This window comes from Exiguobacterium aurantiacum DSM 6208 (assembly GCF_000702585.1).
Taxonomy (GTDB): domain Bacteria; phylum Bacillota; class Bacilli; order Exiguobacteriales; family Exiguobacteriaceae; genus Exiguobacterium; species Exiguobacterium aurantiacum.
On record NZ_JNIQ01000001.1, the window covers coordinates 962,270 to 988,543 of the forward strand.

The following is a 26,274-nucleotide window of genomic DNA, read 5'->3' on the forward strand; positions in this document are numbered from 1 at the left end:
GGGAAGCAACATGATCACCATCAAAGCTTGCACGATCGAAGACGTCGACACGCTCCGGGACATCAGCATCGAGACGTTCACGGAGACGTTCGAAGCCGACAACGACCCGGCACATCTCGCGGCGTATCTCGAACGGGCGTACAACGTGCCGCAACTTAGAGCGGAACTTGCGAATCCGGACTCGACGTTCTTTTTCGCCATGCTTGACGGGGAACTTGCCGGGTATATGAAAGGGAACGCCAACAACGCCCAAACGGAGGCGATGGGCGAGGGGGCGTTCGAGCTCGAACGGATTTACGTGCGTCGCACCTTCCAAGGGAGCGGCGTCGGCAAGGCGTTGTATGATCAGGCGATCCAACGCGCGAACGAGTTGAATAAACGTGAAATCTGGCTCGGCGTCTGGGAGCATAACGAGAAGGCGCTCGCCTTCTATAAAAGGCATGGCTTCGTCCAGACCGGGTCCCACACGTTCTATATGGGCGACGACGCCCAAACCGATTTGATCATGGCCAAGCCGCTTCGTCCGTGACCCATTCCAATATTCCGGATAGATCTTCATAGACGGCGTCAGGGGTCAAGTCAGGCATGTCGAGCGGTTTCCCGTCGCGATTGATCCACGCGGTGTGGAACCCGAAGTTTTTCGCCCCGGCGATATCCCAGCCGTTCGAGGACAGAAACAATACCTCGTCCCGCTCTAGCCCGCTGTTCTTGAACCAATGCATATACGCGGCCGGTGACGGTTTCGCTTGTTTGACACCGTCGACGCTGACGAGCTCCTCGAACAGGTCGGTGAAGCCGGCGTTATGGATGAGCGCGGTGAGCATCGCGTCCGTCCCGTTCGACAGCACGACGGTCCGTTTTGCGTGAAGTTCGTTTAACACACCTGCGACCTCATCGTACGGCGACAGTTCGGTGTACTTTGCGATCAACGCGTCCTCGGTTTCAGGTGTCCACGTCACGCCGGTCGCCGACAAGGCGTAGCGGAGCGCTTCGCGTGTGACGACGGAAAAATCGGCATAGCGACCCATGATGTGGCGGGTGAAGAAGTAGTCGAGCTGTTTCGTCCGCCATATCTCGCTGATCTGTTCACCTTTCCCGGGAAATTGGTCGTCACACGCCGTCTTGATGGAATGGACGTCAAACAACGTCCCGTACACATCGAACACGAACGCTTGAATTTTCGGTTTCATAATAACCCCTCCTCAAGTCATGTAGCGTCATCTTGTCTTTACCCTACTTGACGCGGCTTAGACGAGGGGAAACTAGATAGGAGGAGTTGGATGTACGTCCCAAAATTATACGCTGTGACCGACCCGAAAGAAGTCCACGCTTTTTTGAAGGCCCATCCTTTCGGCACCGTCGTCACATATGACGGGCATAAGCCGATCGCGACGCACGTACCGCTCCGTCTGCATGAGACGGACGGACAGCTTTCGTTCACGACGCATATCGCCAAACATAATCCGCAATGGAAAACGATTGAACAACAGACGGTGCTCGTCATCGTCCAAGGGCCGGACGCCTATGTCTCGGCGTCGTGGTACGGCCATGAGGACGTGTCGACGTGGAACTATCAGGCGGTCCATCTCTACGGGAAGGCGACGATCATGACCGAGGCGGAGCTCGAGGACGAATTGGCTGGCTTGCTCCGGGACCATGAAGGGGAGCGGGGAGATGCCGTCGTCTGGGAAGAGCTGTCGGAACCGGTCAAGCGTCAAAAATACGGTGTCGTCGGCTTTCGAATCGACGTCTCAGACATCGAGGCGGCGTTCAAGCTGAGCCAAAACCGGAACGACGAAGATTATGCGCGCATCGTCTCCGAGCTCGAAGCGGAAGGCTGTCCGATGGCCGATGTCATGCGTGAGCGACGCCCTTGATTCATGGACTGGACGTCTAAGCCGCGTCGCAGTGTACCCTCAATCGTCAACCCAATTTTTTAGGAAGTGAGCGAAAATCAATGAAAATGAAAAGGATTGTGCGAATACTAGGGTGGTTGCTTGTCATCCTCGCTTTGGTTGAACTGGCGACGGATTGGCCAGACCCACCGAATCCACCGATTGAACACACGTTTGAGGAACCGATTGCGTTTCCGTTTGAGATCACTCGACGTTACAGATTTTACGAACGGGAAAGCCGATACCGGGCATAGCCCGCCTTTAGGCATGGGATGAAAGTGAGTTCGGATGTGAAGAACATCCGACATTCGGGTATATATATTCCATAGACAAGTACAAGTCTCTAAAACGCCCGTGTCCATCGCACCTTGAGAATCGTATCCGGTTCGGTCACGAAAACATGTGACCGGTAAAACGATGCCTGTCGTCACGTAAAAGACGCTAAAACATCAGGTGGACACACCTGCAACAACCTGTGGTGGATGGTAACAGTCCATCAGCCTGAGAACCTATATGGTCTGTCTCAGGAGGGGTGATGGCACACCCTCATCTGAAGGCTTGAGCAAAACAGAAATGGACTGCGCTCGCACAAGCACTTCAGAATCCCAAGGTTTCAATCGTGGGAGTGTCAAACAGAAGTTGACATCGGTGTGCCGCATCATCTTCATAGTTTCGTGTTTCATTATGTGAATGAAGAGACGACTCAAGAACTAAGCTACATCGTCGACAAAGTCATCGATGAACCGAATGACGTGGCGGATCTCTCGTTATATGGGGAGCAATACATACTTGCGGACGAGACATCGGCTTTCTTTGACGAGACGGAATCGACGTCACAAGCATTGTGGTGGCAGAACAAAGACGGTTTCACGGCACGAATCATCTACTACATTGATGGCAATACGGTCGAACTCGATGACGAGAGCCGCTTGTCCGTCCAACAACTGATCAATTTGGCCAACCAAACGTTATGACGGCAGCCCGCCTCTCGCCAATCGAGACACGCGGGCTGTTTCTCTTTTTCCTCAACTATCTTGAAGTTCAGATTGACAGGGGTCTCCAATTCATCCTATACTCATAAATGATAATGATTATCAGTGTCGGTGATAACGCATCGTCATAGAAGAGAAAAAGGGGATTACAACGTGAAAAAGCATAAGAAGATGTTACATATGTTTTTGTTCGTCTCAGTGTTCATGCTCGTGCTCGCCGGTTGCGGCTCGAACACAGAAGAACCAGCGACGACGGATGAGAACTCAGAGTCAGCAGAAGGTTACCCGATCACGATCAAGCATGCGCTCGGTGAGACGGTCATCGAAGAGAAGCCAGAACGCGTCGCGACGGTCGGGTGGTCGAACCAAGACGTCGCCCTCGCGCTAGGCGTCGTCCCGGTCGGTTTCTCGGCTGCGAACTACGGCGTCCAAGACGGCAGCGGCGTCTTGCCGTGGACAGCAGAGAAGTTGAAAGAACTCGGTGAAGACAACCCGAACGTCTACCAGGACACGGACGGCCTCGACTTTGAAGCGATCGCCGACTCACAGCCAGACGTCATCTTGGCCGCCTATTCAGGCATCACGCAAGAAGACTACGACACGTTGACACAAATCGCACCGGTCGTCGCGTACCAAGAGACGCCTTGGGTATCATCTTGGCAAGACACGGTCCTTTACAACGCGATGGCGATGGGCATGGAAGCAGAAGGCAAGCAGTTGATTGCCGACACAGAACAGCTCATCGCGGACAAAGCGGCGGAAGTACCGGACATGCAAGGCAAGAAAGGCGCGTTCGTCGCCTTGAGCCCTGGCGACTTGTCGAAGTTCTACATCTACACGACAGGTGACCCGCGCGGTGCCTTCATCGAAGAGCTCGGCATGGAGTACCCGCAAAACATTAAAGACCAACTCGAAGAAGGCAGCTTCTACCTCGAGTTCAGCTCAGAGAACGCCGACATCTTGAACGACCTCGATCTCTTCGTCGTCTACGGGAACGAAGAGACGCTCAAAGAGCTTCAAGCGGACCCGCTCTACGGCAAAGTACCGGCCATCGAGCGCGGCTCGGTCGTCTTGATTGAAGACAACACGCCGCTCGCGGCAGCCGGGACACCGTCACCGCTCTCGATCGAATACACGATCGACGAGTACGTGAAACTCGTCTCGGAAGCACTCGAGAAAGTCGAGTAATTAAATGAATACGCTGAAGAAGTTGCAAACGCCGAAACGGTTTCCTCTCATCTTGATGGGGTCACTCGTCTTGCTCGTTGTCTGCATGCTCGCTTCACTTGCTTTCGGCTCACGGACAGTCGGATGGGATGAACTGCTTGACGGTTTATTCCGTCCGGCTGTTCAGTCGTATGAAGCGGACATCATCCGGCAGCGAATCGTGCGGACGATCTTTAGTCTCATGTGCGGGGCGGCGCTCGGCGTCTCGGGCGCGTTGATGCAGTCGGTCACAAGAAACCCGATCGCCGACCCGAGCATCCTCGGGGTGAACACGGGGGCGGCCCTGTTCGTCGTCGTCGGGATCGCGTTCTTCAATATCTCGTCGTCGTCGGACTACATTTGGTTCGCGCTCGTCGGGGCGCTCCTGACGGCCGTGTTCGTGTTCGGCATCGGTTCGCTCGGCCGGGGCGGGGCGACACCGCTCAAGCTCGTCCTCGCCGGGGCGGCGACGAGTGCGGCCTTGTCGTCGCTCGTCATGGCGATCATGATCCCACGCTCGAACGTCATGGACCAGTTCCGGTTCTGGCAAGTCGGGAGCGTCGGTGCCGGCAACATGGATTCAATCATGACGTTCTTGCCGTTCTTTATCAGTGGGATCGTCATCGCCATCCTCGCGGCCCCGTCGTTGAATATTTTAGGGCTCGGGGAAGAGCTCGCCAAAGGGCTCGGCGTCCGGATCGGCACGCTCAAACTGATCGCCTCGTTCGCAGGCGTGATTCTTTGCGGTGCGGCGACGGCGCTCGCGGGGCCAATCGGCTTCATCGGGCTCCTCGCGCCGCACTTGGTCCGTTTGACGATCGGGCCGGACGAACGGTTCGTCATCCCGATGTCGGCGCTCGCCGGGGCGATTCTGCTCACGTTCGCCGACGTGACGGGACGCTTGCTCGGTAGCCCGGGCGAACTCGAGGTCGGGATCGTCACCGCCTTTATCGGGGCGCCGATTTTGATCGCGTTGACGATGAAAGTGAAGGTGCGTGACTTATGATGCAAAAACCATTTCAACCGATGATTCAAAACAGTAGACGGCGTCGGCAGCGGACCGTCGTCGTGACGCTCGTCCTCAGCCTGCTCGCGCTCGCCTTGAGCGCCTTGATGCTCATGCTCGGCAACACGATTTATCCGGTCGGGGACGTCGTCCGCGTCTTGCTCGGGGCCGACGTGCCAGGGGCGTCGTTCGCCGTGAACACGATCCGCCTGCCGCGCATGCTCGCCGGCGTGTTCGCCGGGATCGCGTTCGGGGTCGCCGGTACGGTGTTCCAGACGATGCTCCGCAACCCGCTCGCCAACCCGAACGTCATCGGCATCACGACCGGTTCGAGTGCGGCGGCCGTGTTCGGCATCGTCGTCCTACAAGCGAGCGATACGTTCGTTTCCGTCATCTCGGTCATCGGCGGACTGTTGACGGTACTCGCCATCTACTTCTTGTCGAAGAGCGCCGCGTTCTCGATCGGACGTCTCGTCTTGGTCGGGATCGGAATCCAGGCGATGCTGACGGCCGTCATTAACTATCTTCTCCTCATCAGTCGTCAAAACGACGTCGGGACGGCGATGCGCTGGTTGAGCGGGAGCTTGAACGGTGCCAAGATGGAGTCGCTCCCGCCGCTCATGATCACGGTCGCGCTCTGTCTGCCGGTCGTCATCTGGCTCAGCCGCCAGCTCCAGATTTTAGAGCTCGGGGAGATGACGGCGACGTCGCTCGGTGTCCGGACGAACCAGACGCGGGTGCTCCTCATCATCGCCTCGGTGCTCATGCTCGCGCTCGCCACGGCGACGACCGGACCGATTGCCTTCATCGCCTTTCTCGCGGGACCGATCGCGAAGCGGCTCGTCGGGGACGGGCGTTCGACGATCATTCCGGCCGGGCTCGTCGGTGTCGTCTTGGTGCTCGCCGCCGACCTGATCGGCCAGTTTGCCTTCACGGCGCGCTATCCGGTCGGTGTCATCACCGGCATGGTCGGGGCACCGTATTTGATTTTCCTCTTGATTCGGATGAACAAAAAAGGGGAGTTTTGACACTCCCACGATTGAAACCTTGGGATTCTGAAGTGCTTGTGCGAGCGCAGTCCATTTCTGTTTTGCTCAAGCCTTCAGATGAGGGTGTGCCATCACCCCTCCTGAGACAGACCATATAGGTTCTCAGGCTGATGGACTGTTACCATCCACCACAGGTCGTTGCAGGTGTGTCCACCTGATGTTTTAGCGTCTTTTACGTGACGACAGGCATCGTTTTACCGGTCACATGTTTTCGTGACCGAACCGGATACGATTCTCAAGGTGCGATGGACACGGGCGTTTTAGAGACTTGTACTTGTCTATGGAATATATATACCCGAATGTCGGATGTTCTTCACATCCGAACTCACTTTCATCCCATGCCTAAAGGCGGGCTATGCCCGGTATGGGCTTTCCCGTTCGTAAAATCTGTAAGCGGAGAGTCACGTCTATGGATGTGACTCTTTTCATGTGAAAGCGCCATCAAAAAGTCGTTGACTTTGCTTCGTGGGGAGTGTATGCTAAAAATCCTGCCCAAAAAAGAGAGGCACGGGAACTGGCATCAGTTCATTTCGAGTCAGAGAGGACAATGATCCCATGAACCAACAACAATTAGTCGAGCGCGCCCGCCAAGTGAAAGAGAACGCCTACTCCCCATATTCGAATTTCCGTGTCGGAGCGGCGCTTCTCATGAAGGACGGAACGGTCATCAACGGCGTCAACGTGGAGAACGTGTCGTTCGGTGCGACGAACTGTGCCGAGCGCACAGCGATTTACACGGCCATCGCACAAGGATATAAAAAGGGTGACTTCGAAGCCGTCGCGGTGTCAGGTGACACGGTCGACTTCTTGCCGCCATGCAGTATCTGCCGCCAAGTGCTCGTCGAGTTCGGCGACCCGGACTTCAAAGTGTTGATGACGAACGGCGAAGCCGAGATTAAAGAAGTGACGCTTGACGAACTCGTCCCGTTCGCGTTCACAGAACTAGAAATGTGATGAAACAAAGCCTTGCCGACAACCGGCAAGGCTTTGTTTGTTAGCGCCATTTGTTGAAGAAGTTGTGCGGATTTTTGATGCCGTGTAGCGTCCGGAACTCATAGCCGCGCTTTTTCGAGTGGCGCAAGATATAGTCGAGCGCGGTCGGGGTGATCGAGTGGTCGTGCGTCAAGATGATCGAGGCGACATTCGCTCGGTAGTTCGCGTTCAATCGGGCGAACACTTGGTTTTGGACGCGGCGATTGTCTTTCTTGTAGCGGTAGTCGAGACTGTCGACGTTCCAGTCCCACATTTGGAAGCCGGCCCTCGTCATCGCTTGCCGATGCGCCGATGTCATGTACGGGTCGCTTCCATATGGGGTGCGGACGATGTTCGTCTTGACGCCTGTCACTTGGAGCACGAGCTTCTGTACTTGTTGCATCTCACGCACGGCCGTCGTCGGCGTCCGGTAAAACTTGTGCCGGTCGTGCGTCATGCCGTGAAGCGCGATGAGGTGACCTTCGGCGACGATTCGACGAAGCATTTTCTCGTTGCCTTTGATGTTGTTGCCGAGGATGAAAAACGTGGCTTTGACCTTGTGTTTCTTCAACACGTCGAGCAGTGCGCCCGTCTGACGGTGTGGACCATCGTCAAACGTCAAATAGATGAGACTGCGGTCGTTATACGCTTTCGGACTCGATGCGGCGGCTTGTGACAATGGGCTGATCAACAGACAAGCTAACACGAGCAACAGAAAACTCTTCTTCATCATATTGGCCCTCCTTACAAGTGAACGAAGGGGGTGGACGGTGCCGATGTAAACATATGGTACCCTTTACCCGATTGAGATATCGGCAATCAAAAACCGCCATCGAATCGTTCGATGGCGGTTAGTTTTTGGCCTCGTTCAGCGTCTCCGTCCGGCACGGATGATAAAACGATATTCCTCGCTCTTGAAATACGTCTCGGTGAACTCGAAACGGCTGCCGTCCATAAGGAACGAGTAGAGCTGGACTTTGAGCACGGGTGTCCGTTCGCTCACCCCGAGCATCTCGGCGATATCTTTTGATGGGAGCACCGGGATGAATTCTTGGACGCTGTCCGCGATTTTGAGTCCTTTCACGTCTTCGATATAAGCGTACTTCGACTGCGTCATCACTTCATACGTCAAGTCGGGGAAGAGTTTGAGCGGAAGGTACGTGTCCTCGACGATGAGCGGCTCGCCGTCGGCGAACCGTTGCCGTCGCACGTAAAAGACGAGGTCACCTTCTTCGAGTTCGAGTGCTTCCCGGACTTTCTCACTCGGTGGCTGCAAGGTGAACGTGAGCACTTTGTTCGTCACATCTTTCCCTTCACGCCTCATATCTTCGGTAAAACTTTTCAGCTCATACATATTGTGCTCGATCTTTTCGGACTGGACGTACGTGCCGCTCCCTTGGCGCTTCCACAATAGTCCTTCCTCTTGGAGAAGTTTGACCGCCTGACGGACGGTGACCCGGCTGACGCCGAACTCTTCGACGAGCTGTGCCTCGGTCGGGATTGCCTCGCCGGGCGCCCACGTGCCGGACTCGATGAACGCACGCATTCGTTGCGCGACTTGCTGATAAAGCGGTGACTTTGCTTTCATGGTGGACCCTCCGATGCGACTTGGATTCATACGTTCAGTATACACGAAATAAAATGTTTTCAAAATTAGTGTTGACGATTAAGATAATATGTATTAAATTTGTATTGTAATCAATAAGATATGTATTTGAAAGGGGAACGCACACATGAAACAAGGACAACGCCTCGTCGTCGTAGGTGGCGGCAGCACGTACACGATCGGTATGATCATGAGTTTGATTGAAGAGAAGGCTCACTTCCCACTACGTTCAATCACGTTTTACGATACGGACGGTGACCGCCAAGAGCGCGTCGCCAAAGCGACTGAGGTCATCTTGCGTGAGCATTATCCAGAGCTCGAGCTGTTCGAATATACGACGGACAAAGAGTACGCCTTCCGCGATAAAGATTTCTTCTTCGTCCAAATTCGGACGGGCGGTTTGGAAATGCGCGAAAAAGATGAGCAGATTCCGCTCCGTCACGGCGTGGTTGGACAAGAGACGTGTGGACCGGGCGGGATGTCGTATGGGATGCGCTCGATCGGGGACATGATTGATCTCGTCGCCGACATCCGTCAAGGTTCACCGGACGGTTGGATTTTGAACTATACGAACCCGGCCGCCATCGTCGCCGAGGCGTTGAAGCGTGCCTACCCGAACGATAAAAAGGTTTTGAACATCTGTGACATGCCAGCCGCGATCATGGTCAGTTACGCGAAGATTCTCGGCAAAGAGATTTGGGACCTCGTGCCAGAGTACTTCGGACTCAACCACTTCGGTTGGTTTACAGGCATTTATGACAAAGAAGGCAATGAGCTGACAGAAGACATCAAGCGCGCCATCTTGGAGGACGGGTTCATCCCGGAAGACTCGGAGATCGCCAACGATCCGTCTTGGATCAAGACGTTCAAACAAGTCGAGAAGATGCTCACCGACTTCCCGGAATACTTGCCGAACACGTATCTCCAGTACTACTTGTATCCGTCGGACATGGCGGAGAAGGAAGACGTGGAAAACACGCGGGCCCGTCAAGTCATCAACGGCCGCCAACAGCGCGTCTTCTCGATGTGCGATCAAATCATCGCCGACGACTCGCTCGAGAACGCGCATCTTGAAGTCGATATTCACGGCTGCTACATGATCCGCGTCGCGGCGTCCCTTGCCTACAACAACGGCGACATCTTCATCGTCATGGTGAAGAACGACGGCATCATCGCCAACTTGCCGGACGATGCGATGGTCGAAGTGCCGGCGATGCTGACGAACCGAGGGCCAAAGCCGTTCGCGGTCGGGCACATCCCACGCTTCTATAAAGGGATGATTGAAGGACAACTCGCTTACGAACAGCTCGTCGTCGATGCCTACTTCGAGAACAGCTATGAGAAAGCGCTCCAAGCACTGACGCTCAACCGGACCGTCGTCGACGCGCCGGTCGCCCGTCAAATCCTTGACGATTTGATTAACGAGAACGAAAACTATTGGCCGGCGCTCAAACAACGTGAGACGGTCGCACGCTAAAGACGAAGGGGAGTTATTCCCCTTTGTTCGTTTTGTGAATTGATAACGCTTACACATGAGGAGTGAATCAAATGAGTCAATGGTTCGGGTATTTCAAAAATTCGGGAAGGCGCTCATGGTACCAGTCGCGCTCTTGCCGGCGGCCGGTATTTTACTTGGTCTCGGCGCGGCGCTAACAGGTCCGCTTGCAGAAAGTTGGACGTTTTTACAGAACGGGACGGTCGAAGCAATCAGTGCCGGGATGCTTCAAATTGGTTTGAGTATCTTCGCCAACTTGCCAATCATCTTTGCGATTGGCGTCGCGGTTGGTCTTTCCGGCGGGTCGGGAATTGCGGCACTTGCCGCACTCGTCGGCTACGTCATAATGAACACGACGATCTCGATTGCCCTTGGGATCACACCGGAAATGGCGGCTGAGAGCGGGGAATACGGCATGTTGCTCGGCATCCCGTCACTTGAGACGGGCGTGCTCGGCGGAATCGCGGTCGGCTTGCTCGCCGTCTGGGTGTACAAGAAGTTCCATACGTTCAATCCGCCCGAGATGCTCGGATTCTTCGCCGGAGATCGCTCGGTCGGGATCGTCATGGTCTTCTTCTCGATCATACTCGGCTTTGTCATGATGCTCGTCTGGCCACCGATTCAGTCTGGGCTCACGGCGATGGCGAACGTCATCGCGAGCGACGCGACGAATCCGGCCTACGTCGGCCTATACGGGATGCTCGAACGGCTGTTGATTCCGACCGGACTGCATCACATTTGGTATGCCCCGTTCTTATGGACATCACTCGGGGGTACGGCGACAGTCGGCGGCTCGATCGTGAGCGGGGATCAATATATTTTCCTCGCCCAAATCGCCGAAGGTGTCGACGTCACGGCCGGTCGTTTCATGGCCGGGAAATTCCCAATCGTCATGTTCGGCCTCCTCGGTGCGGCGTTCGCCATGTACCGTCAGGCAGACCCGGACAAGCGCCCGGTCGTCCGTGGTCTGTTGCTTGCTGCGGGAGGGACGGCGTTCTTGACCGGGATCACGGAACCGATTGAGTTCACGTTCTTATTCATCGCACCACTCCTTTACGTCGTACACAGCGTGTTGACGGGAGTGTCGTTCGCACTCATGTACGCACTAGACGCCCATATCGGTTGGGCCGGCGGTTCGGGATTGATTGACTACGTCTTGGTGAACGTGTTGCCAGGGACGCCACGTTGGTGGATGAACCTCGTCGTCGGGGCAGGTTTCTTCCTCGTCTATTACGGCATCTTCACGTTCGCGATTAAAAAATGGAACTTGGCGACGCCAGGCCGGGGTGGACAAGAGACGAAACTGTTCACTCGGAAAGACTACAATGACAAGAAAGCAGGAAAGACGTCGATTCAGACGACGGCGCTCGCCATCCAAGAGGCGCTCGGCGGCCGGGAGAACATCGTCGACATCGACGCGTGCTTCACTCGGCTTCGCGTCGAATTGAAAGACGTGTCAAAAATCGATGAGGACGAGTTAAAGGCGCTCGGCGCGGCCGGGGTCGTCAAAGTGAAAAATAACATTCAGGCCATCTTCGGGGGACGCTCAGACTTGTATAAGAATGAGTTGCTGAAACTGCATAAAGAGATGGATCAAGCGAATTGAACAAAGAGCCTAACCGGTATGCGGTTGGGCTCTTTGTGTGGAGTAGGTTAATCCAAAACAGACGAGGTACGGCAAAATTGGATGACGTTGATGAGCGTCGAGACGATGAGACCGATGGCAAACGACAACGTGATGACGCCGATGCCTTGCTCAAATTACTTTCAATCATATGAGCCGAAGGATTCATCCTCTGCAAAGTGTTAGTTCCTGTTTCAAGTATGCCTTATACTGATTTGGGTATAATTATGGATATAAATCATCGAATGGGGGAGAGAAACATGGCGACAATCACTTTTGAAAGAGCGCAGAAAAACTTGAAAGAAATTCTTAATCGAGTGCATGAAAATAGTGAAACGATTACCATCGTCCCAAAGAATGGTCACAATACCGTCATCATGCCCGAGCAAGAATACAATCAACTGATAGAGACGATGTATCTGCTACAGAGCCCTAAAAATGCCGAACGGCTCCTTGAGTCAGTTCGTCAGCTTCAACAAAAATCGACCTAAAATGGACTCACACCTATCCCGGTATGAGTCCATTTTCATTTGTATAACTCCCACAACTTGCTTGCCTGCTCCCGCATCATCTCCCGTAGTTCAATCGGCTCGACGACCTCGACTTCCGCTCCGGCGGCGAGCAATTGCCGCGAAAAGAACGGAAGCTCAGCTTCCGGCACGTCCCACTCATTCTTTTCGGCGATACCGGGTAATACGTCTTCAAGCAGACGGCGGCCGAGCGGCGTGAGATCGAGCCGAACGGTCACACCGGTTCGTTCATCACTCGCCTCGAGGAGCGTCTCCAAATCGCCCGCCTCGAACGTCTCTTCAAGCAACTGGACTGATTCGATGCGGTCAATCCGATATTGGCGTAGCCCGTACGCTGACAAACCATACACATACCACTTTAAATCGAGGAGCGCCATGCCGACCGGGGCGATCGTGAACGTACGTGATCCTTTCGTCGTCGCGTACGTCAGCTCGATTTTTTGTCTTCGTTCGACCGCCTGAAACACGTCTTTCGTGAACGGGGCAGGTGGTGCGGTCTTGTTCCCGAGCCAGAGGATGTTTTTCTCGAGCCGAGCAATTTTCGTCTCAAGGTCGTGCGGCAATTCGTTCACATACCAGTCGGACAAAGTGTCTCGCATGTCCCCGAACGGCACATCGGGAATCTGTTCCATCCATTTGAGCGTGAGGTACAGCGCGATCGCTTCTTGCTCCCGGAGTTGAAGCGGGGGCAGTAACCGGTTCGGCAACATCTCATAGCCACCACCCGTGCCTGAAATACTCCAAATCGGATAGCCGAGTTCTTCGAGCGTCAGCATGTCGCGTTGAATCGTCCGGACCGAGGCACCCGTCTCAAGAGCGAGTTCGTCAGCAGTGAACCGTCGCCCCCGATTCAACAGCCGAATCAACTGCAAATGTCGTTTTTTCATCTTATCCATTCCCGTCATGTTTTGTCGTGGTTCTCAAGTAAGCTGAACATATCACGAATGAAGGAGGAACGCATCATGGCAAACGTCGTCTTATATATCGCGACAAGTTTAGATGGAAAGATCACCCGCATGAACGACCAACTTGATTGGTTGTTCGAAGTCGAGGGGGAAGGGGACAACGGGTACGCCGGTTTCTATAAGACGGTCGGTGCCGTCATCATGGGGCGGAAGACGTATGAGGAAGTGCTCGTGCTCGAGCCGGACGGCTATCCGTATAAGGACATCCCGAACTATATTTTGACGCGACATCCGGACCGGGAAGCCGAGTACGTCACGTTCACGGACGAGCCGATCGAACAGCTCATCGAACGGTTGAAACAAGACATCGACGGAGATATATGGCTCGTCGGTGGAGGCGAGGTCGTCAAAGCAGCGATGGCGCACGACTTGATCGACCGTTATGAGATCGCCATCGCCCCGGTCGTATTAGGGGAAGGCATCCCGCTCTTCCCGGAAGGCACGCACGAGACGAAGTTGAGATTGACGAGCCAACGCGCGTCCGGACAGTTCGTCATGGTGACGTACGAGAAGGCATGAAAAATAGTCCATTACCGTAACGTTCGACTAACTCCACGTTATGGTGACAGACCAAAAGTTATAAAAATTCAATTGCAAAAAGAGATACAAAGTAGAGAATCGGAAGGAAGGTAATGACTAAACCGATGACTCTAGTTGATTTTTTCAACTGCATGACGAGACCAATAAACCATACCCCGAATAACAGTATCCAATAGTAGCTAGCCGCAGGTTGAGGTCCTTCTGCCATGCCACTTATCCCAAGAGCAACAATAGTGAGAGCGGTAACGATCAATCCCGTTATGATGTTCATTATAATCATCAACGTTTTATTCAATTTCTTTCCCCCTTCAATTTGATATATGTCTTGTAAGATGCTTTGGTTGGATCCCTCAAACGATTTCCTTTTCCTTTGTGAAAATGCCGACTAACAGTAGCGTGAGTCCAATGAAGAAAATAAAGGGGAAGATAAACCACATGATTAATCCTGCCCAACCATTTTGGACACTGATGGCATAGGAGAGTCCGATTGAAAAAGCTAATGCTGGCGAAATCGGAAGCATCAGAGCAATGCCCCATATTTTAAATTTCGACTTTCTCGACTCTCCTGTGCTAAACCAATAAGCCACAAATGCACCTATACCTGCAATGATATATCCAACCGCAATGGCCACCTAAATACCCCTTTCTCTTTAACTTATTGTGAAAATAAATGATTCTGAGATAAGCTACGACAACTTCAAACCTTTCGATATTTTCCATATATGTAATAAAATATCCTTTAATAATTCTAGTTATTCAGCAAATGATTGTACTCTGACGACGAATAGATTCTAGCACCTCCAACTGAATTCATTAAAAAGCCGAGCCCTCTAAGGACTCGGCTTATCTTATACATGCTTTCGTTGAAACTCAGAAATCGCCTCATACTCTTCCTCAAAGTGGCGCGACAATCGGATGTAGATCGGCAACAGCTCCCGGTAGACGGTCGTCGCCTCCATATTCGGCGTGTGTTCATGCGTCACTTGCGGCACGGCCGTGAAGTCGTCGATGTCGCCGAACGCATACTCGCCGAGCATGACCGCCCCGAGACACGAGCTCTCATGGCTCTCCGGGACGACGACCGGCGTGTCGAAGATGTCGGCCATCATTTGGCGCCACAGGCTCGACTGGGCGAACCCGCCCGTCGCATGAATCCGGTTCGGCGCGCCCGTCAACTCGTCGAGCGCGAGCATGACCGTATACAAGTTGAAGATGACGCCTTCTAACACGGCACGGATGAAGTGCTCGCGCTTATGATGGATGCTCAATCCGAAGAACGAACCGCGCGCGTTCGAGTCCCAGAGCGGTGCCCGTTCACCCATCAAGTACGGGTGGAACAACAGGCCGTCCGACCCCGGTTTTACCGTCTCGGCGATCCGTGTCAACACGTCATAGGCGTCCAGTCCGAGCCGTTTCGCCGTCTCGACCTCGCTCGCTGCGAACTCGTCGCGGAGCCAACGGAGGATGATGCCGCCGTTATTGACCGGCCCGCCGATGACCCAGTGTTTGTCGGTCAACGCGTAACAGAAGATGCGGCCTTTCGGGTCCTGGACCGGTTCCCGGACGACTGTGCGGATGGCGCCGCTCGTCCCGATCGTCACGGCGACGACACCCGGATTGAACGCCCCGACCCCGAGGTTTGAGAGCACCCCGTCGCTCGCCCCGACGACGAGCGGGAAGTCCCAACCGAGCGTCTGAGCGATGTCTGGTTTAAGAGCTAACATTTCGGTCGTGGGCACGAGCGCGGACAACTGCCGCGGCGTGACGCCGGCAATCATGAGTGCCTCCGTATCCCAGTCGCGCGTCTCCAAGTTGAACAGCCCCGTCGCCGAGGCGATCGAGTGGTCGACGACGTAGCTTCCGGTGAGGCGATAGAAGACGTATTCTTTGATCGAGACGAACTTGGCGGCGCGCGAGAACACGTCCGGCTGCTCATGTTTTAACCAACGCAGCTTCGACAGCGGCGCCATCGGGTGGACCGGCGTGCCGGTGCGCATATGGAGCGCGCTCGCGTCATACTCGCGCTTGATCTCTTGCGTGTACGGGTTCGCCCGGCTGTCGGCCCACGTGATGCTCCTTGTGAGCGGGTGTCCTGCTTCATCGAGGGCGATCAAGCTATGCATCGCCGAACTGAACGACGCGAAACGGACGGGACCGTCGGCGTGCGTGCGAACGGCCGAGACGGCCTCGAGGACGGCCCCGTAGATGACGACCGGGTCTTGCTCGGCCGTCTCCGTGTCTGGGGTGAGGAGCGGATACAGGACGTTATGTACCGCGAGTTGCTGGTGATTAAAAAACAGGACGGCTTTCGTGCTCGTCGTCCCGATATCGACGCCGATGGTGTACACACCAATCACTTCCTAACTGTAATGTAGTCCAAGAACTTGCTGTGAACCTTCTTGACACTATCCTTCCCGAAAACTGCCTTCACTAAAATCATCGACGCTAGATTCTACATGAAAAAGCTGACCCACGGTGAGGTCAGCCCAATGTTATTTCCGCTTGATTTGCTCGGCCACTTTCTTGACGACTTTCTCGACGCCGCCTGGCGCTTCCAGATCGTGATGGAGCGTGCGGTCTGGGATTGGTGGGTTTGGCTTTTGGCCTTGCGGGGCCGGGTCGCCCAAGTAGACGAAGTCGCCGGCACCGTCCGGCGCAGCGCCGGTCGCCCATTTGCCTTGGCTCGATTCGTTGCCTTCGGACAAGTCCCAGAACTCGAGTCCATGCTTCTCGGCTTCCAACTCGTCTTTCGCCGGGAAGCTCGCCGGCACGATGACGCCGTTCTTCTGTTCAAGCTCGTCGATTGCCGCCATCCATTGATATTGGTGGTAGCGGTCACGGGCGAGCATCTTGCGGAACACTTTCCGGACGCCTTCGTCTTTCGTCATATGATACAGACGCGCGACTTGTAGACGACCTTGCGTCTCCGCATGTAAGTTCGAGCGCATGTCGGCGAGCAAGTTGCCGCTCGCGACGATGTACGACCCGTTCCACGGCACGCCGTTCGAGTTCGTCGGCAGTCCGCCGAGCCCGCTGACGATCAAGTGTTGCGGGTTCATCCCGCCGAGGATCGCCGCTGTCGCCGGATCTTTCGCCGCCTCGGCCTGGTCGTCCGGTGAGGCGCCGTCGAGCAGCTGTGAGATGAGGGCGCAAAGCATTTCGACGTGCCCGATCTCTTCGGTGCCGATGTCCATGAGCATGTCCTTGTACTTCTCTTCCCCGCGGCAGTTAAAGCCTTGGAATAAGTACTGCATCATGACGGTCATTTCCCCGAACTGGCCGCCGAGCACTTCTTGAATTTGTCTAGCGAGCTGCGGGTCGGGCCGGTCGACGTTCACTTCAAACTGTAGCTCTTTCTGATGACGAAACATGGGATTCCTCCTTTTTTGAACAAACGGTGAATGAACAACAATATAATAGTTCCACTCTCAATGTATTCAAAACCTAAATTTTAGAACAAAATTGGAATATACAGGGTGGGGTATTTCTATCATCTTTTGCGTCCGATCCGCGATTTTCCGGCGAAAATGGGTTACTTAACCCCAAATGGTGGAATTAATACAGATGAACGACACACGGTCTAGAGATGAGAGAGGAATTCGCCATGCATAACATTGAATTTTTGACGCCCGACCATTACGAGACGTTCAAGCAGTTGGCGCACCGTCTGGCTGACCCGGGGAACGTGAGCCGCGAGTATTTCTCGGCGCTCTACTTGATCTCAGGGAACGAGAGCGTGCGGGACATCTTGTTGCCGTACATGGATTTGGAGACAGGGGCGATCCGGACGGGGACGATCATCGATGACAACACGTTCGACAAGGAAGCGCTCACCCTCGTCAAGCTCGTCATCCATCTGTACAACAACAAGGAATGGGTGCTCCCGACCGAGCTGCTCGCCTTGACCGAGGACGACTACAAGCTCGCCATGCAGGCGATTACGCTCTGCCGGGCGGAACAGTTCGATACGATCACGATCCCCGAGAAGAAGGAGGCCTGACGCGAGGCCTCTTTTTGTTTCCTTCCGTCAAATGAAGGGTAATTCAACCATGCATTCACATTTGAAGGAGGGGATCCTATGTTACACGATTTTCCGAAGTCGTATTGGCGTGACGTCGCCGGGGAAAAGACGGCGTCGCTCCAAGCGGATATCCAAGCGGACGTGGCCGTCGTCGGGGCCGGCATCGCCGGTGTCGTGGCGGCGCTCGAGCTCGCCGAACGGGGCAGGAACGTCGTCTTGATCGAAGCGGCCGAATTCGGGAGCGGGGCGACCGGGTATACGACGGCGAAAGTGTCGGCCCAGCATGGCCTCGTTTACGCGGAGCTAATCAAGACGCTCGGCGAGGAGAAGGCGAAGCTCTACTACGAGGCGAACATGGACGCGCTCCGCTATTTGACGGACCAAGTCGAACAGCATCAGATCGACTGCGACCTCGAGCGGCAACACGCCTACATGTACAGCGACGCGTCATCTAGTTCCGCGAAGTTGCTCGAAAAAGAGGACGAGGCGTACGCGAAACTCGGCATCAATGGCGGCGACGCGACCGACGAGGTGAACGGCTTGTTGCCGTATGAGGTGAAGAAGGCGACCGTCATGCGCGACCAGCTCCAGTTCCACCCGGTCAAATACTTACAAGGTCTCATGAAGCGGTTCCTCGAGCTCGGGGGCACGCTGTACGAGATGACACGCGTCACGAAGATCGAGTACGGGACACCGCACGTCTTGTCGACGCTCACCGGCCACACCGTGTCGGCGAGAGACGTCGTCGTCGCGACCCATTTCCCGTTCAACGACTTCAAAGGGCTCTACTTCGCTAAGATGGAGATCGAGCGGTCGTACGTCGTCGCGGCCGAGGTCGATCAGTTCCCGGAAGGCATGTTCATCAGTGTCGACTCGCCCGGCCGTTCCCTCCGTCACATTAAGCGCGACGGTAAGAAGGTCGCCATGTTCGGCGGGGAGAACCATCTGTCGGGTCACAAGGAAGAGACGAAGAAATGTTACGAGCACCTCGGCGAGTTCGCCGAGCGCCACTTCGGTGTCGACGAGTTCACGCACCATTGGTCGGCCCAAGACATGATCACGCTCGACAAAGTCCCGTATATCGGGCGGATGACGAACGATACGCCGCACGTCTACGTCGCGACCGGCTTCTCGAAATGGGGGATGAGCCAAGGCATCGTCGCCGGGCGGTTGATTGCCGACCTCATCACGAGTCAGCCGAACCGATACGAGGACTTGTATGACCCGACCCGGTCGAAGTGGAAACTGTCGGATGCGGCCCGCTTCGTGAAGACGAACGCCGACGTCGCCAAAGAGTTCGTCAAAGGGAAAGTGAAGCGAGCGGACAAGACGGTGGACGACCTCGGCTTCGATGAAGGCGCGATCGTCAACCATGACGGCGAGCACGTCGCCGCCTATCGGGACCCGGAAGGCAACGTGTCGCTCGTCGGTTCGAATTGTACGCACATGGGCTGTACGGTCAACTGGAACAACGCCGAACGCTCGTGGGACTGTCCGTGCCACGGCTCGCGTTTCAAACCGAATGGCGAAGTCATCGAGGGACCGGCCGTCAAGTCGCTCCCGCCCAAGAACTGACTGTCATACAACTGTAAATGTTTGTAGGAAACGTCGGCTGTAAATGAGTCGTGATGTGAGACCCTCGTCCGAAGCGGATGAGGGTCTTTTGTAGGTTGGAGAGAGTCCGTCTATCACTATGTTGCGATACGGTTGGAAAATTTTCTCGTTTTTTCTGAGCGGGTTCGGGAAACATGGTTAACACAGGAAAGGGGGACATCAACATGCCGGTCAATCATATGAAGGCGTTGACGCTGAAGCATGGGGCGCTTCTCGTCGTCTTTATCGCCGTTTTGACGCTCGGGTTCGGCGTGCCGTGGTATCATGCCGCCTGGATCTCGTTCATGGTCGGCATCATCGCGTATTGGTTAGGGGATTTGCTCATCTTGCGGAAGTTTGGCAACCTCGTCGCGACAGCGGCCGACTTCGGACTCGTCTTCTTCTTGACGTGGTTCTTCCTATGGATCTTGGACTTCGATCTCGGCACCGAGACGAGCTTCGTCTTGCTCGCGCTTTACACGGCGCTTGCGACCGCAGTCGTCGAATTCCTGTTCCACGGATGGTTGTTGAAGCATAAGCGAGACGAGGGACGCGCACATTCGGCACGATGATAAAAAGGAGGAATAACGATGGCTAAAAATAAGCTCGCCATTCACGAAGTGTTGGAGATTCACGAGATGTTGACGTTGAAGCAAGCAGGGCTCGTCAAAGGGTACGTGAGCGAACCGCTCATCAAAGACGACAAGTTGAAGAAGATCGCGAGAAAGCATTTGAAGAACACCGAGCAGGCGGTCAGTGAGTTGAAGCAACTGTTGCCGAACAAGGCGTGAGGAGGAGAGACGAATGGGCATCACTGAAAACTTGAAACGGCCGAGCAAGCAGCGGGATGAGTTGATTGCGACGGACCTGCTGATCACGGCCAAGTCGGCCGTCCGGGCGTATGCGGTCGCCGTGACCGAGACGGCGTCACCGGACGTGCGGAAAGTGCTCATCAAGCAGTTGAACCAGGCGATCGAGGACCATGCCGAGATCGCCGACTACATGATCAAAAACGACATGTACATGGCGTACGATATCGAGAAGCAACTGAAGCACGACAAAGAGAAAGTCGACAAGGCGAACGAGTTGACGAAGAAGTGAACGGGCCGGCATCCGCCGGTCTTTTTCGTTTCGAGAGCTGTCGGCCGTGGTATCGGATAAGGACAATCCATGAGGGAGGGCGACCCGATGTCCGTGAATACGATGATGCTCGCGATGATCTCCGCGCCGTTCTTGTTTCTCCTTTATATGTGGCGCAAGGACCGGATGCAGAAAGAACATTCCGTCTTGCGGAACTTCCCGATCCTCGGTAAAGTGCGCTACATCCTCGAGAAGGTCGGTCCGGAGCTCCGGCAGTATCTGTTCTTGAACGACAATGAGGCGAAGCCGTTCTCGCGAAACGACTATGAGGCGGCCGTCATTTCCGGGAAATACAAGTCACGCATCATCGGCTTCGGCTCTGAACGGGACTTCGAGGCGGGCGGCTATTACTTACAAAACGTCCTCTATCCGACGAACCGGAACGAGCTCCGCATCGACAACTCGAGCCGTGTGACGACGTTGCTCTACGAGGTCGAGGAGGATAACTTGTTCACGCGCAAAGAGCATCTCTTCGAGCGGGACGTCGCCCCGTATTTGTTGACGGAAGAAGACGCTCCCGTCATCGGGGAGACGACGTGCCGGCACCCGTTTCGTCTCCGCGGTCTCGTCGGGCAGTCGGCTATGAGTTTCGGCTCGCTCGGCGAGCATGCGATCACGGCGCTGTCGATCGGTCTCGGCCGGGCCGGGGGGACGTGGATGAACACGGGCGAGGGCGGACTGTCGGACCATCACTTGAAAGGCGGTGTCGACCTCATCTGTCAAATCGGTCCGGCGCTCTTCGGGGTGCGCACCGAGGACGGGGTGTTCTCGCTCGAGGCGTTCAAGCAGAAGGCCGCCTTGAAACAAGTGCGGGCGTTCGAGTTGAAGCTCGCCCAAGGCGCGAAGACGCGCGGCGGTCATATCGACGGCGCGAAAGTGACGCCGGAGATCGCGGCGATTCGAAACGTCAAAGTCGGTGAGACGATCGACAGCCCGAACCGTTTCTCCGAGTTCAACACGAACGAGGAACTGCTTGACTTCATCGACATGCTGCGGGATGCCGGCGGGAAACCGGTCGGCATCAAGCTCGTCGTCGGGAAACTCGACGATATCGAACGCTTGATCGAAACGATGGCCAGGGCGGACAAGCACCCGGACTTCATCACCGTCGACGGCGGCGAAGGCGGCACCGGGGCGACGTACCAAGAACTCGCCGATACGGTCGGGCTCCCTTTGAAAGCCGCGCTCCCGTTCGTGCACCGGCTCCTGCTCGAGCACGGTCTCCGCGATCGCATCAAACTGTTCGCTTCCGGCAAGCTCGTCACGGCCGATAAGATCGCCGTCGCCCTCGCGCTCGGTGCCGATTGCGTCAACATCGCCCGCGGGCTCATGTTCAACGTCGGTTGCATTCAGGCGCAAGTGTGCCATACGAACCGGTGCCCGGTCGGCGTGGCGACGACCGACCCGAAACTCCAGCGCGCCCTCGTCGTCGACGAGAAGAGCTTCCGTGTCACGAACTACATCATCTCGCTCCGGGAAGGGCTGTACAACATGACGGCCGCGGCCGGGCTGAAGGCGCCGACCGAGCTGTCGCTTTCGCACGTGCTGTACAAGTATCCGGACGGGCGGGTGAAGCTTGGGGAAGAGCTATATGAGATGAAATGAAGAAACGACCTCCTGCTCGCGCGCGGGAGGTCGTTCATTGTGTCGTCGCCGTCGCTTTGAACGAGCGATGATAAAAATTTTCGAAAGCCGAATTGTCCCCGAGGAGCGTGCGGCCGGTCATGCAAACACGCGTGATGGCTTGCGATCGATTGCTCGGTGTGATGAAGTAGTCGTCCGGATAACGTGTCAATATGGAGCGGACGAGAGAACGCATGATCATGTCATCGTCCTTCACCCAACCGTCATGGTCCCACACGATGTTGTCGAGCGTCAGGCGGATGCGGCCCTCGTCTCGCATGAAACGATTGAAACTGATACGCCGTGTCTCGGCTCCTTCGAACGGACGATACTCATGGCTAACGCCGTCTGCAGAGATCGTCCCGATGACGATGCCTGTCCGCCACGCCTTGCCACTCCCGTCCCAGACGGAGAAGACATGGCCCGGATAGATGAACGGGACACCTCCGCGGACGAATGGAGGCTTATATTCATGTAAATGGCCTAACGCGAAATAGTCATAACCGAGCGTTCTGACGACGTCTGGAGGGAAGTCGGTGCGATCGCCGTGGGTCAAAAACAGATTCGGGTGCGAATCGTGTCGTGGCGACACCCGTAAAAATGCTTCTCGTAGACCGGCGCGCCTCGTTTCGCAGCTGAGCCCATATATACCCGCCCCGAGTCGTTCATCGAACACGTAATCTGGTTCCAAGAAACAATGGACGTTTCCGACCGTCTCCCATACCTTTTTATAAGCGACGCGATTCACGTCATGGTCACCGAAGACGATATAAACGGTTGCCCCGAGCATGGTCCACTCTTTTAAATAGGGGAGGAAGTCCTCAGGATCGCTCACTTCGACGTCACCGGCGACGAGCACCGCCTGGATGCCCTCGGTAAGAATGACGTCAGCTAGCTGTTGGAGCTTCGAGCGCTGGATGTCAAAGCTGGCATGCTCGATTAGTCTGGTCGTATCGTCGTGTCTTGCGTGATGCAAGTCCGCGATGTGGATGAAACGGGTCATCATGCTATCCTCCTTTTATGGATTGATCTTCACGTCCGTCTCCAGGATCTCGATTTCAAGCAGCGACGGCATGACGCTCCAATCGTCTCCGAACTTGTAGCCGGAATCGTGGTTGATGCGATAAATCGAGTTGAAGCTGATCGAGAAGACAGCGACGTGGTCATACTGTTCGATTCTCTTCTCGAGCTTGCGTGAAAACAGGAATCGGTTCGATAGGCTGGTGAGCGGGTCGTGCAGGCGAGCTGCCAAATCGGTTCTTCTTGTTGCTTCAATTTCGTCACGTCGCGGGCGACGCTGATGATCGATGTGACCGTGCCGTCTTCAAGTTGAGGGATGAGTTGTTTGTCAATCCATTTCACGCCGTCTTGAGTGACGATGCGGAAGACGACATGCGCATCCTCCGCTAGCTCACAGACCCGGTGATCTCGGACGTGCTCGCGAAACATCAGCTTGGGCATCATCAGGATCGCCTCCAAATTGGTTGGTTACAGTCAGTATAGTCCGGAATGCCAGGCGCGTACAGCGCCGCCCGAGGGCACGCCGACTCCCGGGGAATCAGCGGGCAAGGCGAGACCCAGCAGCGACGACGTCGCGATGCGGCTCGACGCCCGCCCCCAGGAAAGCGGCGTGCCGGACAGGGCGGCTGAAGGGCAATGAAAACAGAGGAGCGCCATCCCTTCTGGGACGACGCTCCTCTGTTCAAAAACATTTTCAGTGCCCTCGCGAACAGGAGGGTTGGACGGTCAAATCGTTACTCAGGGACACGGAACTTATGGATCTCGTTGAACAAGACGAGCGTCAACTCTTCCATGAACCGTGGTCCGACACGGCGCGGATCGAGGCCGAATGCGTTCGGTTGTGTGACCGGTGTGAACAACACCAATCCGAACACATCTTTTGCGATCGTTGCGAATACTTCTTTCTCACACGTGAAGACCGCGAGAGAAAGCGTGTTCTGTTCTTTGTCGAGCTCGGCTTGAATGCCTCCGATGACGAAGTCTTCTTCCTTGATATGTAGCTTGAGCGTCGGCTGTGTTTCACGGTCGACTTGGATGTCGAACACGTTAGACTGCTCGCTGAGGCGTGTCGCTTGCTCGGACAGGTTCGCAAACAGTTTCTCCACGTCGTACGCTGCCCCTCCTCGTGTGAAATACTCGAACTGTTCGATTGCGTCTTGTAGTGCTTCGGAGCGATTCGTGCTTGACTCGGTTAATGGGTTCATAAGATTTCCTCCAGAGTAATCGCATTTATAGAACAACTTAATCATACGCTACTATGACCCTCGATAATTTGACAAATAAAATAATATTTAGTCAGGCAAAAACCTGTTTTTCCTATATATACAAACAAAAATCAAGTATTACCCAATGCGGATAAATGTCACAGTTGGCATCTGCAAGCGAAAAATAGCTCGATCGGGTCGGTGACAAACATGCTTGATTTATAAAAAAGGGGAAAGTGAATATTAATTTCTTTTCCAAAAAAATCCGTCCCTCATAGGAGGGACGGTGGTGCGGTCGGGTGAAATCATCGATCTTTTTTTGCGGAAGAAGGATGTTATTTTTTCTCGACCGCATGTCCGCCGAACTCATTCCGGAGCGCGGCGACGACTTTACCGGAGAACGTGTCCTCTTCGAGAGAGCGTTGCCGCATCATGAGCGACATGGCGATGACCGGGGCCGGCACGCCGTACTCGAGCGCAGTCTCGACCGTCCATTTACCTTCCCCGGACGAATGCATGACGCCTTTGATCTCATCGAGCTTCGCGTCTTTATGGAACGCGCTCTCGGTCAGCTCCATGAGCCACGAGCGGACGACCGAGCCGTGGTTCCAGACGCGGGCGACTTGCTCGTGGTCGTAGTCGAACGGGCTCTTCTCGAGAATCTCGAACCCTTCGGCGATCGCCTGCATCATGCCGTACTCGATGCCGTTATGGACCATCTTCAAGAAATGCCCGCTGCCGCTAGGACCGGCGTACAGGTAGCCGTTGTCCGTCGATACGTCAGAGAAGAGCGCCTCGATCTTGCCGAACGCCTCCATGTCCCCGCCGATCATCGTGCACGCCCCGTGCCGTGCGCCTTCCATGCCGCCACTCGTCCCGACGTCGAAGAAGTAGATGAGCTTGTCTTTGAAGTGCTCGGCGCGTGCCATCGACTGTTTATAGTTCGAGTTGCCGCCGTCGATGACGATGTCCCCAGGCGACAACAGCCGATGCAAGTCTTCTAACACGTGCTCCGTCACCTCGCCGGCCGGCACCATCACCCAAACGACGCGCGGTGCTTTCAAGCTTTCCACGACTTCCTCGAGCGAATTTTTCGTCTCGAACTGGCTCGTCGACACGTTGCCCGGGTCGTAGCCGAGGACGCGGTGGCCCGCATCCGTCAAGTTGAGCGCGAGGTTCAACCCCATCTTGCCTAAACCGATCATTCCGATTTCCATATCGTCACCCCTTCATGAATTCTATTCCTTAATAGGGTTACCCGAAATCGGTTTGCTTCAAAAGGGCCGGTTTCACTTCATCGACCCGATAGGCGAGAATCGATCCGACCGGGATGTTCCAACCCTCGCTCAACTCGACGAAGTCGTTCAACGGGCTCGCGGCGAGGAGCGTCTCCTTGAACGTCCGTTCGACGTCGAACTGTGAACTTCCATACGCGTAAAACGTTACCGTCTTTCCTTCTCTCAAATAACACGTCACGATAAAACGCATCTCTATGGCTCCTTGATCATCATTTGGTTTTTAATTACAATTTCGTATCAACTAATACAATTATTACAAAAAATAATCCATTTGTCTCATATTGTCCTTGGAACATGAGTAAACAGTCCTAAAAATGTGAGCAATCGATGGCAAACCCGAAGTAAATCCATAGTGGTCCTATAGAAACAACGTGACTTTCGAGGTAGGTTGAAAAAATGAGAACGGTTTCACCTTTTTAAAACAGTGGTAAGCTAACGAGCGGGACGTTAAACGTTTCTTGGAACTGACCGATACATAAAAAAGAACAGAACGT

General features: G+C 54.9%; 31 protein-coding genes. 18 read left to right on the forward strand and 13 right to left on the reverse strand.

Annotated elements, in window-relative coordinates; all coding sequences use genetic code 11:
- Positions 1-10: 10 nt before the first annotated feature.
- Positions 11-529, forward strand: a complete 519-nt coding sequence (locus tag P398_RS0105260) for a GNAT family N-acetyltransferase (RefSeq protein WP_029334316.1) — start codon at positions 11-13, stop codon at positions 527-529.
- Here P398_RS0105260 and P398_RS0105265 read toward each other — a convergent pair.
- Entirely contained in the window at positions 504-1,190 is a 687-nt protein-coding gene (locus tag P398_RS0105265) for a haloacid dehalogenase type II (RefSeq protein WP_029334317.1), read from the reverse strand. The genes P398_RS0105260 and P398_RS0105265 overlap by 26 nt on opposite strands.
- A 90-nt stretch (positions 1,191-1,280) precedes the next feature.
- Between P398_RS0105265 and P398_RS0105270 the strand changes: the two genes are divergently transcribed.
- From P398_RS0105270 to P398_RS0105300, 6 genes are all read left to right on the forward strand, one after another.
- On the forward strand, positions 1,281-1,877 hold the full coding sequence (locus tag P398_RS0105270; protein WP_029334318.1) for an FMN-binding negative transcriptional regulator: 597 nt from the start codon (positions 1,281-1,283) through the stop codon (positions 1,875-1,877).
- Positions 1,878-2,569: 692 nt separating this feature from the next.
- Positions 2,570-2,869 carry a hypothetical protein gene (locus P398_RS0105280; RefSeq protein WP_147287391.1) on the forward strand — a complete coding sequence of 100 codons (300 nt, stop codon included), beginning with the start codon at positions 2,570-2,572 and terminating at the stop codon, positions 2,867-2,869.
- Between the two features lie 189 nt (positions 2,870-3,058).
- Positions 3,059-4,075: an iron-siderophore ABC transporter substrate-binding protein gene (locus tag P398_RS0105285; RefSeq protein WP_029334321.1), complete on the forward strand. Its 1,017-nt coding sequence runs from the start codon at positions 3,059-3,061 to the stop codon at positions 4,073-4,075.
- 4 nt (positions 4,076-4,079) lie between these two features.
- Positions 4,080-5,099: a FecCD family ABC transporter permease gene (locus P398_RS0105290; protein ID WP_029334322.1), complete on the forward strand. Its 1,020-nt coding sequence runs from the start codon at positions 4,080-4,082 to the stop codon at positions 5,097-5,099.
- The gene (locus P398_RS0105295; RefSeq protein WP_029334323.1) at positions 5,096-6,127 is read left to right on the forward strand and encodes a FecCD family ABC transporter permease; all 1,032 of its coding nucleotides are present in this window, start codon (positions 5,096-5,098) and stop codon (positions 6,125-6,127) included. Before P398_RS0105290 ends, P398_RS0105295 begins: the two co-directional genes overlap by 4 nt.
- A gap of 576 nt (positions 6,128-6,703) precedes the next feature.
- Entirely contained in the window at positions 6,704-7,102 is a 399-nt protein-coding gene (locus P398_RS0105300; protein ID WP_024370776.1) for a cytidine deaminase, read from the forward strand.
- 40 nt (positions 7,103-7,142) lie between these two features.
- Here the strand turns inward: P398_RS0105300 and P398_RS0105305 are convergent, their stop codons facing one another.
- Together P398_RS0105305 and P398_RS0105310 are read right to left on the reverse strand one after the other, a co-directional pair.
- Entirely contained in the window at positions 7,143-7,850 is a 708-nt protein-coding gene (locus P398_RS0105305) for a polysaccharide deacetylase family protein (RefSeq protein ID WP_034799335.1), read from the reverse strand.
- A 138-nt stretch (positions 7,851-7,988) separates the two neighbouring features.
- Positions 7,989-8,708: a GntR family transcriptional regulator gene (locus P398_RS0105310; protein ID WP_029334325.1), complete on the reverse strand. Its 720-nt coding sequence runs from the start codon at positions 8,706-8,708 to the stop codon at positions 7,989-7,991.
- 145 nt (positions 8,709-8,853) lie between these two features.
- Between P398_RS0105310 and P398_RS0105315 the strand changes: the two genes are divergently transcribed.
- The 3 genes from P398_RS0105315 (at position 8,854) to P398_RS0105330 (ending at position 12,336) form a co-directional block, all read left to right on the forward strand.
- Positions 8,854-10,203 (forward strand): 6-phospho-alpha-glucosidase, encoded by a 1,350-nt coding sequence (locus P398_RS0105315; RefSeq protein ID WP_029334326.1) that lies wholly within the window; start codon positions 8,854-8,856, stop codon positions 10,201-10,203.
- Positions 10,204-10,282: 79 nt separating this feature from the next.
- Positions 10,283-11,827 (forward strand): PTS transporter subunit EIIC, encoded by a 1,545-nt coding sequence (locus P398_RS0105320; protein ID WP_029334327.1) that lies wholly within the window; start codon positions 10,283-10,285, stop codon positions 11,825-11,827.
- Between the two features lie 278 nt (positions 11,828-12,105).
- Positions 12,106-12,336 carry a type II toxin-antitoxin system Phd/YefM family antitoxin gene (locus tag P398_RS0105330; protein WP_029334328.1) on the forward strand — a complete coding sequence of 77 codons (231 nt, stop codon included), beginning with the start codon at positions 12,106-12,108 and terminating at the stop codon, positions 12,334-12,336.
- Between the two features lie 35 nt (positions 12,337-12,371).
- Here P398_RS0105330 and P398_RS0105335 read toward each other — a convergent pair whose 3' ends face one another.
- A complete protein-coding gene (locus tag P398_RS0105335; protein WP_029334329.1) occupies positions 12,372-13,262 on the reverse strand; it encodes a helix-turn-helix transcriptional regulator in 891 nt (296 codons plus the stop codon).
- Positions 13,263-13,337: 75 nt separating this feature from the next.
- On the opposite strand from P398_RS0105335, the gene P398_RS0105340 reads away from it, so the two are divergent.
- Positions 13,338-13,859: a dihydrofolate reductase family protein gene (locus P398_RS0105340; protein WP_029334330.1), complete on the forward strand. Its 522-nt coding sequence runs from the start codon at positions 13,338-13,340 to the stop codon at positions 13,857-13,859.
- A 58-nt stretch (positions 13,860-13,917) separates the two neighbouring features.
- Here P398_RS0105340 and P398_RS0105345 read toward each other — a convergent pair whose 3' ends face one another.
- From P398_RS0105345 to P398_RS0105360, 4 genes are all read right to left on the reverse strand, one after another.
- Entirely contained in the window at positions 13,918-14,175 is a 258-nt protein-coding gene (locus P398_RS0105345) for a hypothetical protein (RefSeq protein WP_029334331.1), read from the reverse strand.
- A 55-nt stretch (positions 14,176-14,230) separates the two neighbouring features.
- Positions 14,231-14,512 (reverse strand): hypothetical protein, encoded by a 282-nt coding sequence (locus P398_RS0105350; RefSeq protein ID WP_029334332.1) that lies wholly within the window; start codon positions 14,510-14,512, stop codon positions 14,231-14,233.
- Positions 14,513-14,728: 216 nt separating this feature from the next.
- Positions 14,729-16,228 (reverse strand): gluconokinase, encoded by a 1,500-nt coding sequence (gene gntK / locus P398_RS0105355; protein ID WP_029334333.1) that lies wholly within the window; start codon positions 16,226-16,228, stop codon positions 14,729-14,731.
- A 144-nt stretch (positions 16,229-16,372) separates the two neighbouring features.
- Positions 16,373-17,251 carry a manganese catalase family protein gene (locus tag P398_RS0105360; RefSeq protein WP_029334334.1) on the reverse strand — a complete coding sequence of 293 codons (879 nt, stop codon included), beginning with the start codon at positions 17,249-17,251 and terminating at the stop codon, positions 16,373-16,375.
- Between the two features lie 233 nt (positions 17,252-17,484).
- Between P398_RS0105360 and P398_RS0105365 the strand changes: the two genes are divergently transcribed.
- From P398_RS0105365 to P398_RS0105390, 6 genes are all read left to right on the forward strand, one after another.
- Positions 17,485-17,880: a hypothetical protein gene (locus P398_RS0105365; RefSeq protein WP_029334335.1), complete on the forward strand. Its 396-nt coding sequence runs from the start codon at positions 17,485-17,487 to the stop codon at positions 17,878-17,880.
- Between the two features lie 78 nt (positions 17,881-17,958).
- Positions 17,959-19,476, forward strand: coding sequence for an FAD-dependent oxidoreductase (locus tag P398_RS0105370; protein WP_029334336.1), 1,518 nt, complete (start codon positions 17,959-17,961; stop codon positions 19,474-19,476).
- Positions 19,477-19,679: 203 nt separating this feature from the next.
- Positions 19,680-20,066, forward strand: a complete 387-nt coding sequence (locus P398_RS0105375; RefSeq protein ID WP_029334337.1) for a DUF2512 family protein — start codon at positions 19,680-19,682, stop codon at positions 20,064-20,066.
- An 18-nt stretch (positions 20,067-20,084) separates the two neighbouring features.
- A complete protein-coding gene (locus tag P398_RS0105380) occupies positions 20,085-20,285 on the forward strand; it encodes a hypothetical protein (RefSeq protein ID WP_029334338.1) in 201 nt (66 codons plus the stop codon).
- 13 nt (positions 20,286-20,298) lie between these two features.
- Positions 20,299-20,595 (forward strand): spore coat protein, encoded by a 297-nt coding sequence (locus P398_RS0105385; protein ID WP_029334339.1) that lies wholly within the window; start codon positions 20,299-20,301, stop codon positions 20,593-20,595.
- Positions 20,596-20,682: 87 nt separating this feature from the next.
- Positions 20,683-22,239 carry an FMN-binding glutamate synthase family protein gene (locus P398_RS0105390; RefSeq protein WP_029334340.1) on the forward strand — a complete coding sequence of 519 codons (1,557 nt, stop codon included), beginning with the start codon at positions 20,683-20,685 and terminating at the stop codon, positions 22,237-22,239.
- Between the two features lie 34 nt (positions 22,240-22,273).
- Here the strand turns inward: P398_RS0105390 and P398_RS0105395 are convergent, their stop codons facing one another.
- Together P398_RS0105395 and P398_RS0105400 are read right to left on the reverse strand one after the other, a co-directional pair.
- A complete protein-coding gene (locus P398_RS0105395; protein ID WP_029334341.1) occupies positions 22,274-23,260 on the reverse strand; it encodes a metallophosphoesterase family protein in 987 nt (328 codons plus the stop codon).
- 15 nt (positions 23,261-23,275) lie between these two features.
- Positions 23,276-23,509 carry a diguanylate cyclase domain-containing protein gene (locus tag P398_RS0105400; protein WP_029334342.1) on the reverse strand — a complete coding sequence of 78 codons (234 nt, stop codon included), beginning with the start codon at positions 23,507-23,509 and terminating at the stop codon, positions 23,276-23,278.
- Positions 23,510-23,520: 11 nt separating this feature from the next.
- Here P398_RS0105400 and P398_RS16875 point away from each other — a divergent pair, with 11 nt between their 5' ends.
- Positions 23,521-23,667 (forward strand): hypothetical protein, encoded by a 147-nt coding sequence (locus tag P398_RS16875; protein ID WP_160151229.1) that lies wholly within the window; start codon positions 23,521-23,523, stop codon positions 23,665-23,667.
- Positions 23,668-24,011: 344 nt separating this feature from the next.
- On the opposite strand, the gene P398_RS0105410 is transcribed toward P398_RS16875, so the two are convergent.
- From P398_RS0105410 to P398_RS0105420, 3 genes are all read right to left on the reverse strand, one after another.
- On the reverse strand, positions 24,012-24,482 hold the full coding sequence (locus tag P398_RS0105410; protein WP_029334343.1) for a hypothetical protein: 471 nt from the start codon (positions 24,480-24,482) through the stop codon (positions 24,012-24,014).
- A 335-nt stretch (positions 24,483-24,817) separates the two neighbouring features.
- Positions 24,818-25,699 carry a phosphogluconate dehydrogenase (NAD(+)-dependent, decarboxylating) gene (gene gnd / locus P398_RS0105415; protein ID WP_029334344.1) on the reverse strand — a complete coding sequence of 294 codons (882 nt, stop codon included), beginning with the start codon at positions 25,697-25,699 and terminating at the stop codon, positions 24,818-24,820.
- A gap of 37 nt (positions 25,700-25,736) precedes the next feature.
- Complete coding sequence (locus P398_RS0105420) at positions 25,737-25,970, reverse strand: hypothetical protein (protein WP_029334345.1); 234 nt, start codon at positions 25,968-25,970, stop codon at positions 25,737-25,739.
- Positions 25,971-26,274 lie beyond the last annotated feature (304 nt).

Bases quoted from the DNA above. Each gene is read 5' to 3' on its own strand.
- P398_RS0105260 (WP_029334316.1), top strand. From the start codon at position 11: ATGATCACCATCAAAGCTTGCACGATCGAAGACGTCGACACGCTCCGG.
- P398_RS0105265 (WP_029334317.1), bottom strand. From the start codon at position 1,190: ATGAAACCGAAAATTCAAGCGTTCGTGTTCGATGTGTACGGGACGTTG.
- P398_RS0105270 (WP_029334318.1), top strand. From the start codon at position 1,281: ATGTACGTCCCAAAATTATACGCTGTGACCGACCCGAAAGAAGTCCAC.
- P398_RS0105285 (WP_029334321.1), top strand. From the start codon at position 3,059: ATGTTACATATGTTTTTGTTCGTCTCAGTGTTCATGCTCGTGCTCGCC.
- P398_RS0105290 (WP_029334322.1), top strand. From the start codon at position 4,080: ATGAATACGCTGAAGAAGTTGCAAACGCCGAAACGGTTTCCTCTCATC.
- P398_RS0105295 (WP_029334323.1), top strand. From the start codon at position 5,096: ATGATGCAAAAACCATTTCAACCGATGATTCAAAACAGTAGACGGCGT.
- P398_RS0105300 (WP_024370776.1), top strand. From the start codon at position 6,704: ATGAACCAACAACAATTAGTCGAGCGCGCCCGCCAAGTGAAAGAGAAC.
- P398_RS0105305 (WP_034799335.1), bottom strand. From the start codon at position 7,850: ATGAAGAAGAGTTTTCTGTTGCTCGTGTTAGCTTGTCTGTTGATCAGC.
- P398_RS0105310 (WP_029334325.1), bottom strand. From the start codon at position 8,708: ATGAAAGCAAAGTCACCGCTTTATCAGCAAGTCGCGCAACGAATGCGT.
- P398_RS0105315 (WP_029334326.1), top strand. From the start codon at position 8,854: ATGAAACAAGGACAACGCCTCGTCGTCGTAGGTGGCGGCAGCACGTAC.
- P398_RS0105320 (WP_029334327.1), top strand. From the start codon at position 10,283: ATGGTTCGGGTATTTCAAAAATTCGGGAAGGCGCTCATGGTACCAGTC.
- P398_RS0105330 (WP_029334328.1), top strand. From the start codon at position 12,106: ATGGCGACAATCACTTTTGAAAGAGCGCAGAAAAACTTGAAAGAAATT.
- P398_RS0105335 (WP_029334329.1), bottom strand. From the start codon at position 13,262: ATGAAAAAACGACATTTGCAGTTGATTCGGCTGTTGAATCGGGGGCGA.
- P398_RS0105340 (WP_029334330.1), top strand. From the start codon at position 13,338: ATGGCAAACGTCGTCTTATATATCGCGACAAGTTTAGATGGAAAGATC.
- P398_RS0105360 (WP_029334334.1), bottom strand. From the start codon at position 17,251: ATGTTTCGTCATCAGAAAGAGCTACAGTTTGAAGTGAACGTCGACCGG.
- P398_RS0105365 (WP_029334335.1), top strand. From the start codon at position 17,485: ATGCATAACATTGAATTTTTGACGCCCGACCATTACGAGACGTTCAAG.
- P398_RS0105370 (WP_029334336.1), top strand. From the start codon at position 17,959: ATGTTACACGATTTTCCGAAGTCGTATTGGCGTGACGTCGCCGGGGAA.
- P398_RS0105375 (WP_029334337.1), top strand. From the start codon at position 19,680: ATGCCGGTCAATCATATGAAGGCGTTGACGCTGAAGCATGGGGCGCTT.
- P398_RS0105380 (WP_029334338.1), top strand. From the start codon at position 20,085: ATGGCTAAAAATAAGCTCGCCATTCACGAAGTGTTGGAGATTCACGAG.
- P398_RS0105385 (WP_029334339.1), top strand. From the start codon at position 20,299: ATGGGCATCACTGAAAACTTGAAACGGCCGAGCAAGCAGCGGGATGAG.
- P398_RS0105390 (WP_029334340.1), top strand. From the start codon at position 20,683: ATGTCCGTGAATACGATGATGCTCGCGATGATCTCCGCGCCGTTCTTG.
- P398_RS0105395 (WP_029334341.1), bottom strand. From the start codon at position 23,260: ATGACCCGTTTCATCCACATCGCGGACTTGCATCACGCAAGACACGAC.
- P398_RS0105410 (WP_029334343.1), bottom strand. From the start codon at position 24,482: ATGAACCCATTAACCGAGTCAAGCACGAATCGCTCCGAAGCACTACAA.
- gnd (WP_029334344.1), bottom strand. From the start codon at position 25,699: ATGGAAATCGGAATGATCGGTTTAGGCAAGATGGGGTTGAACCTCGCG.
- P398_RS0105420 (WP_029334345.1), bottom strand. From the start codon at position 25,970: ATGCGTTTTATCGTGACGTGTTATTTGAGAGAAGGAAAGACGGTAACG.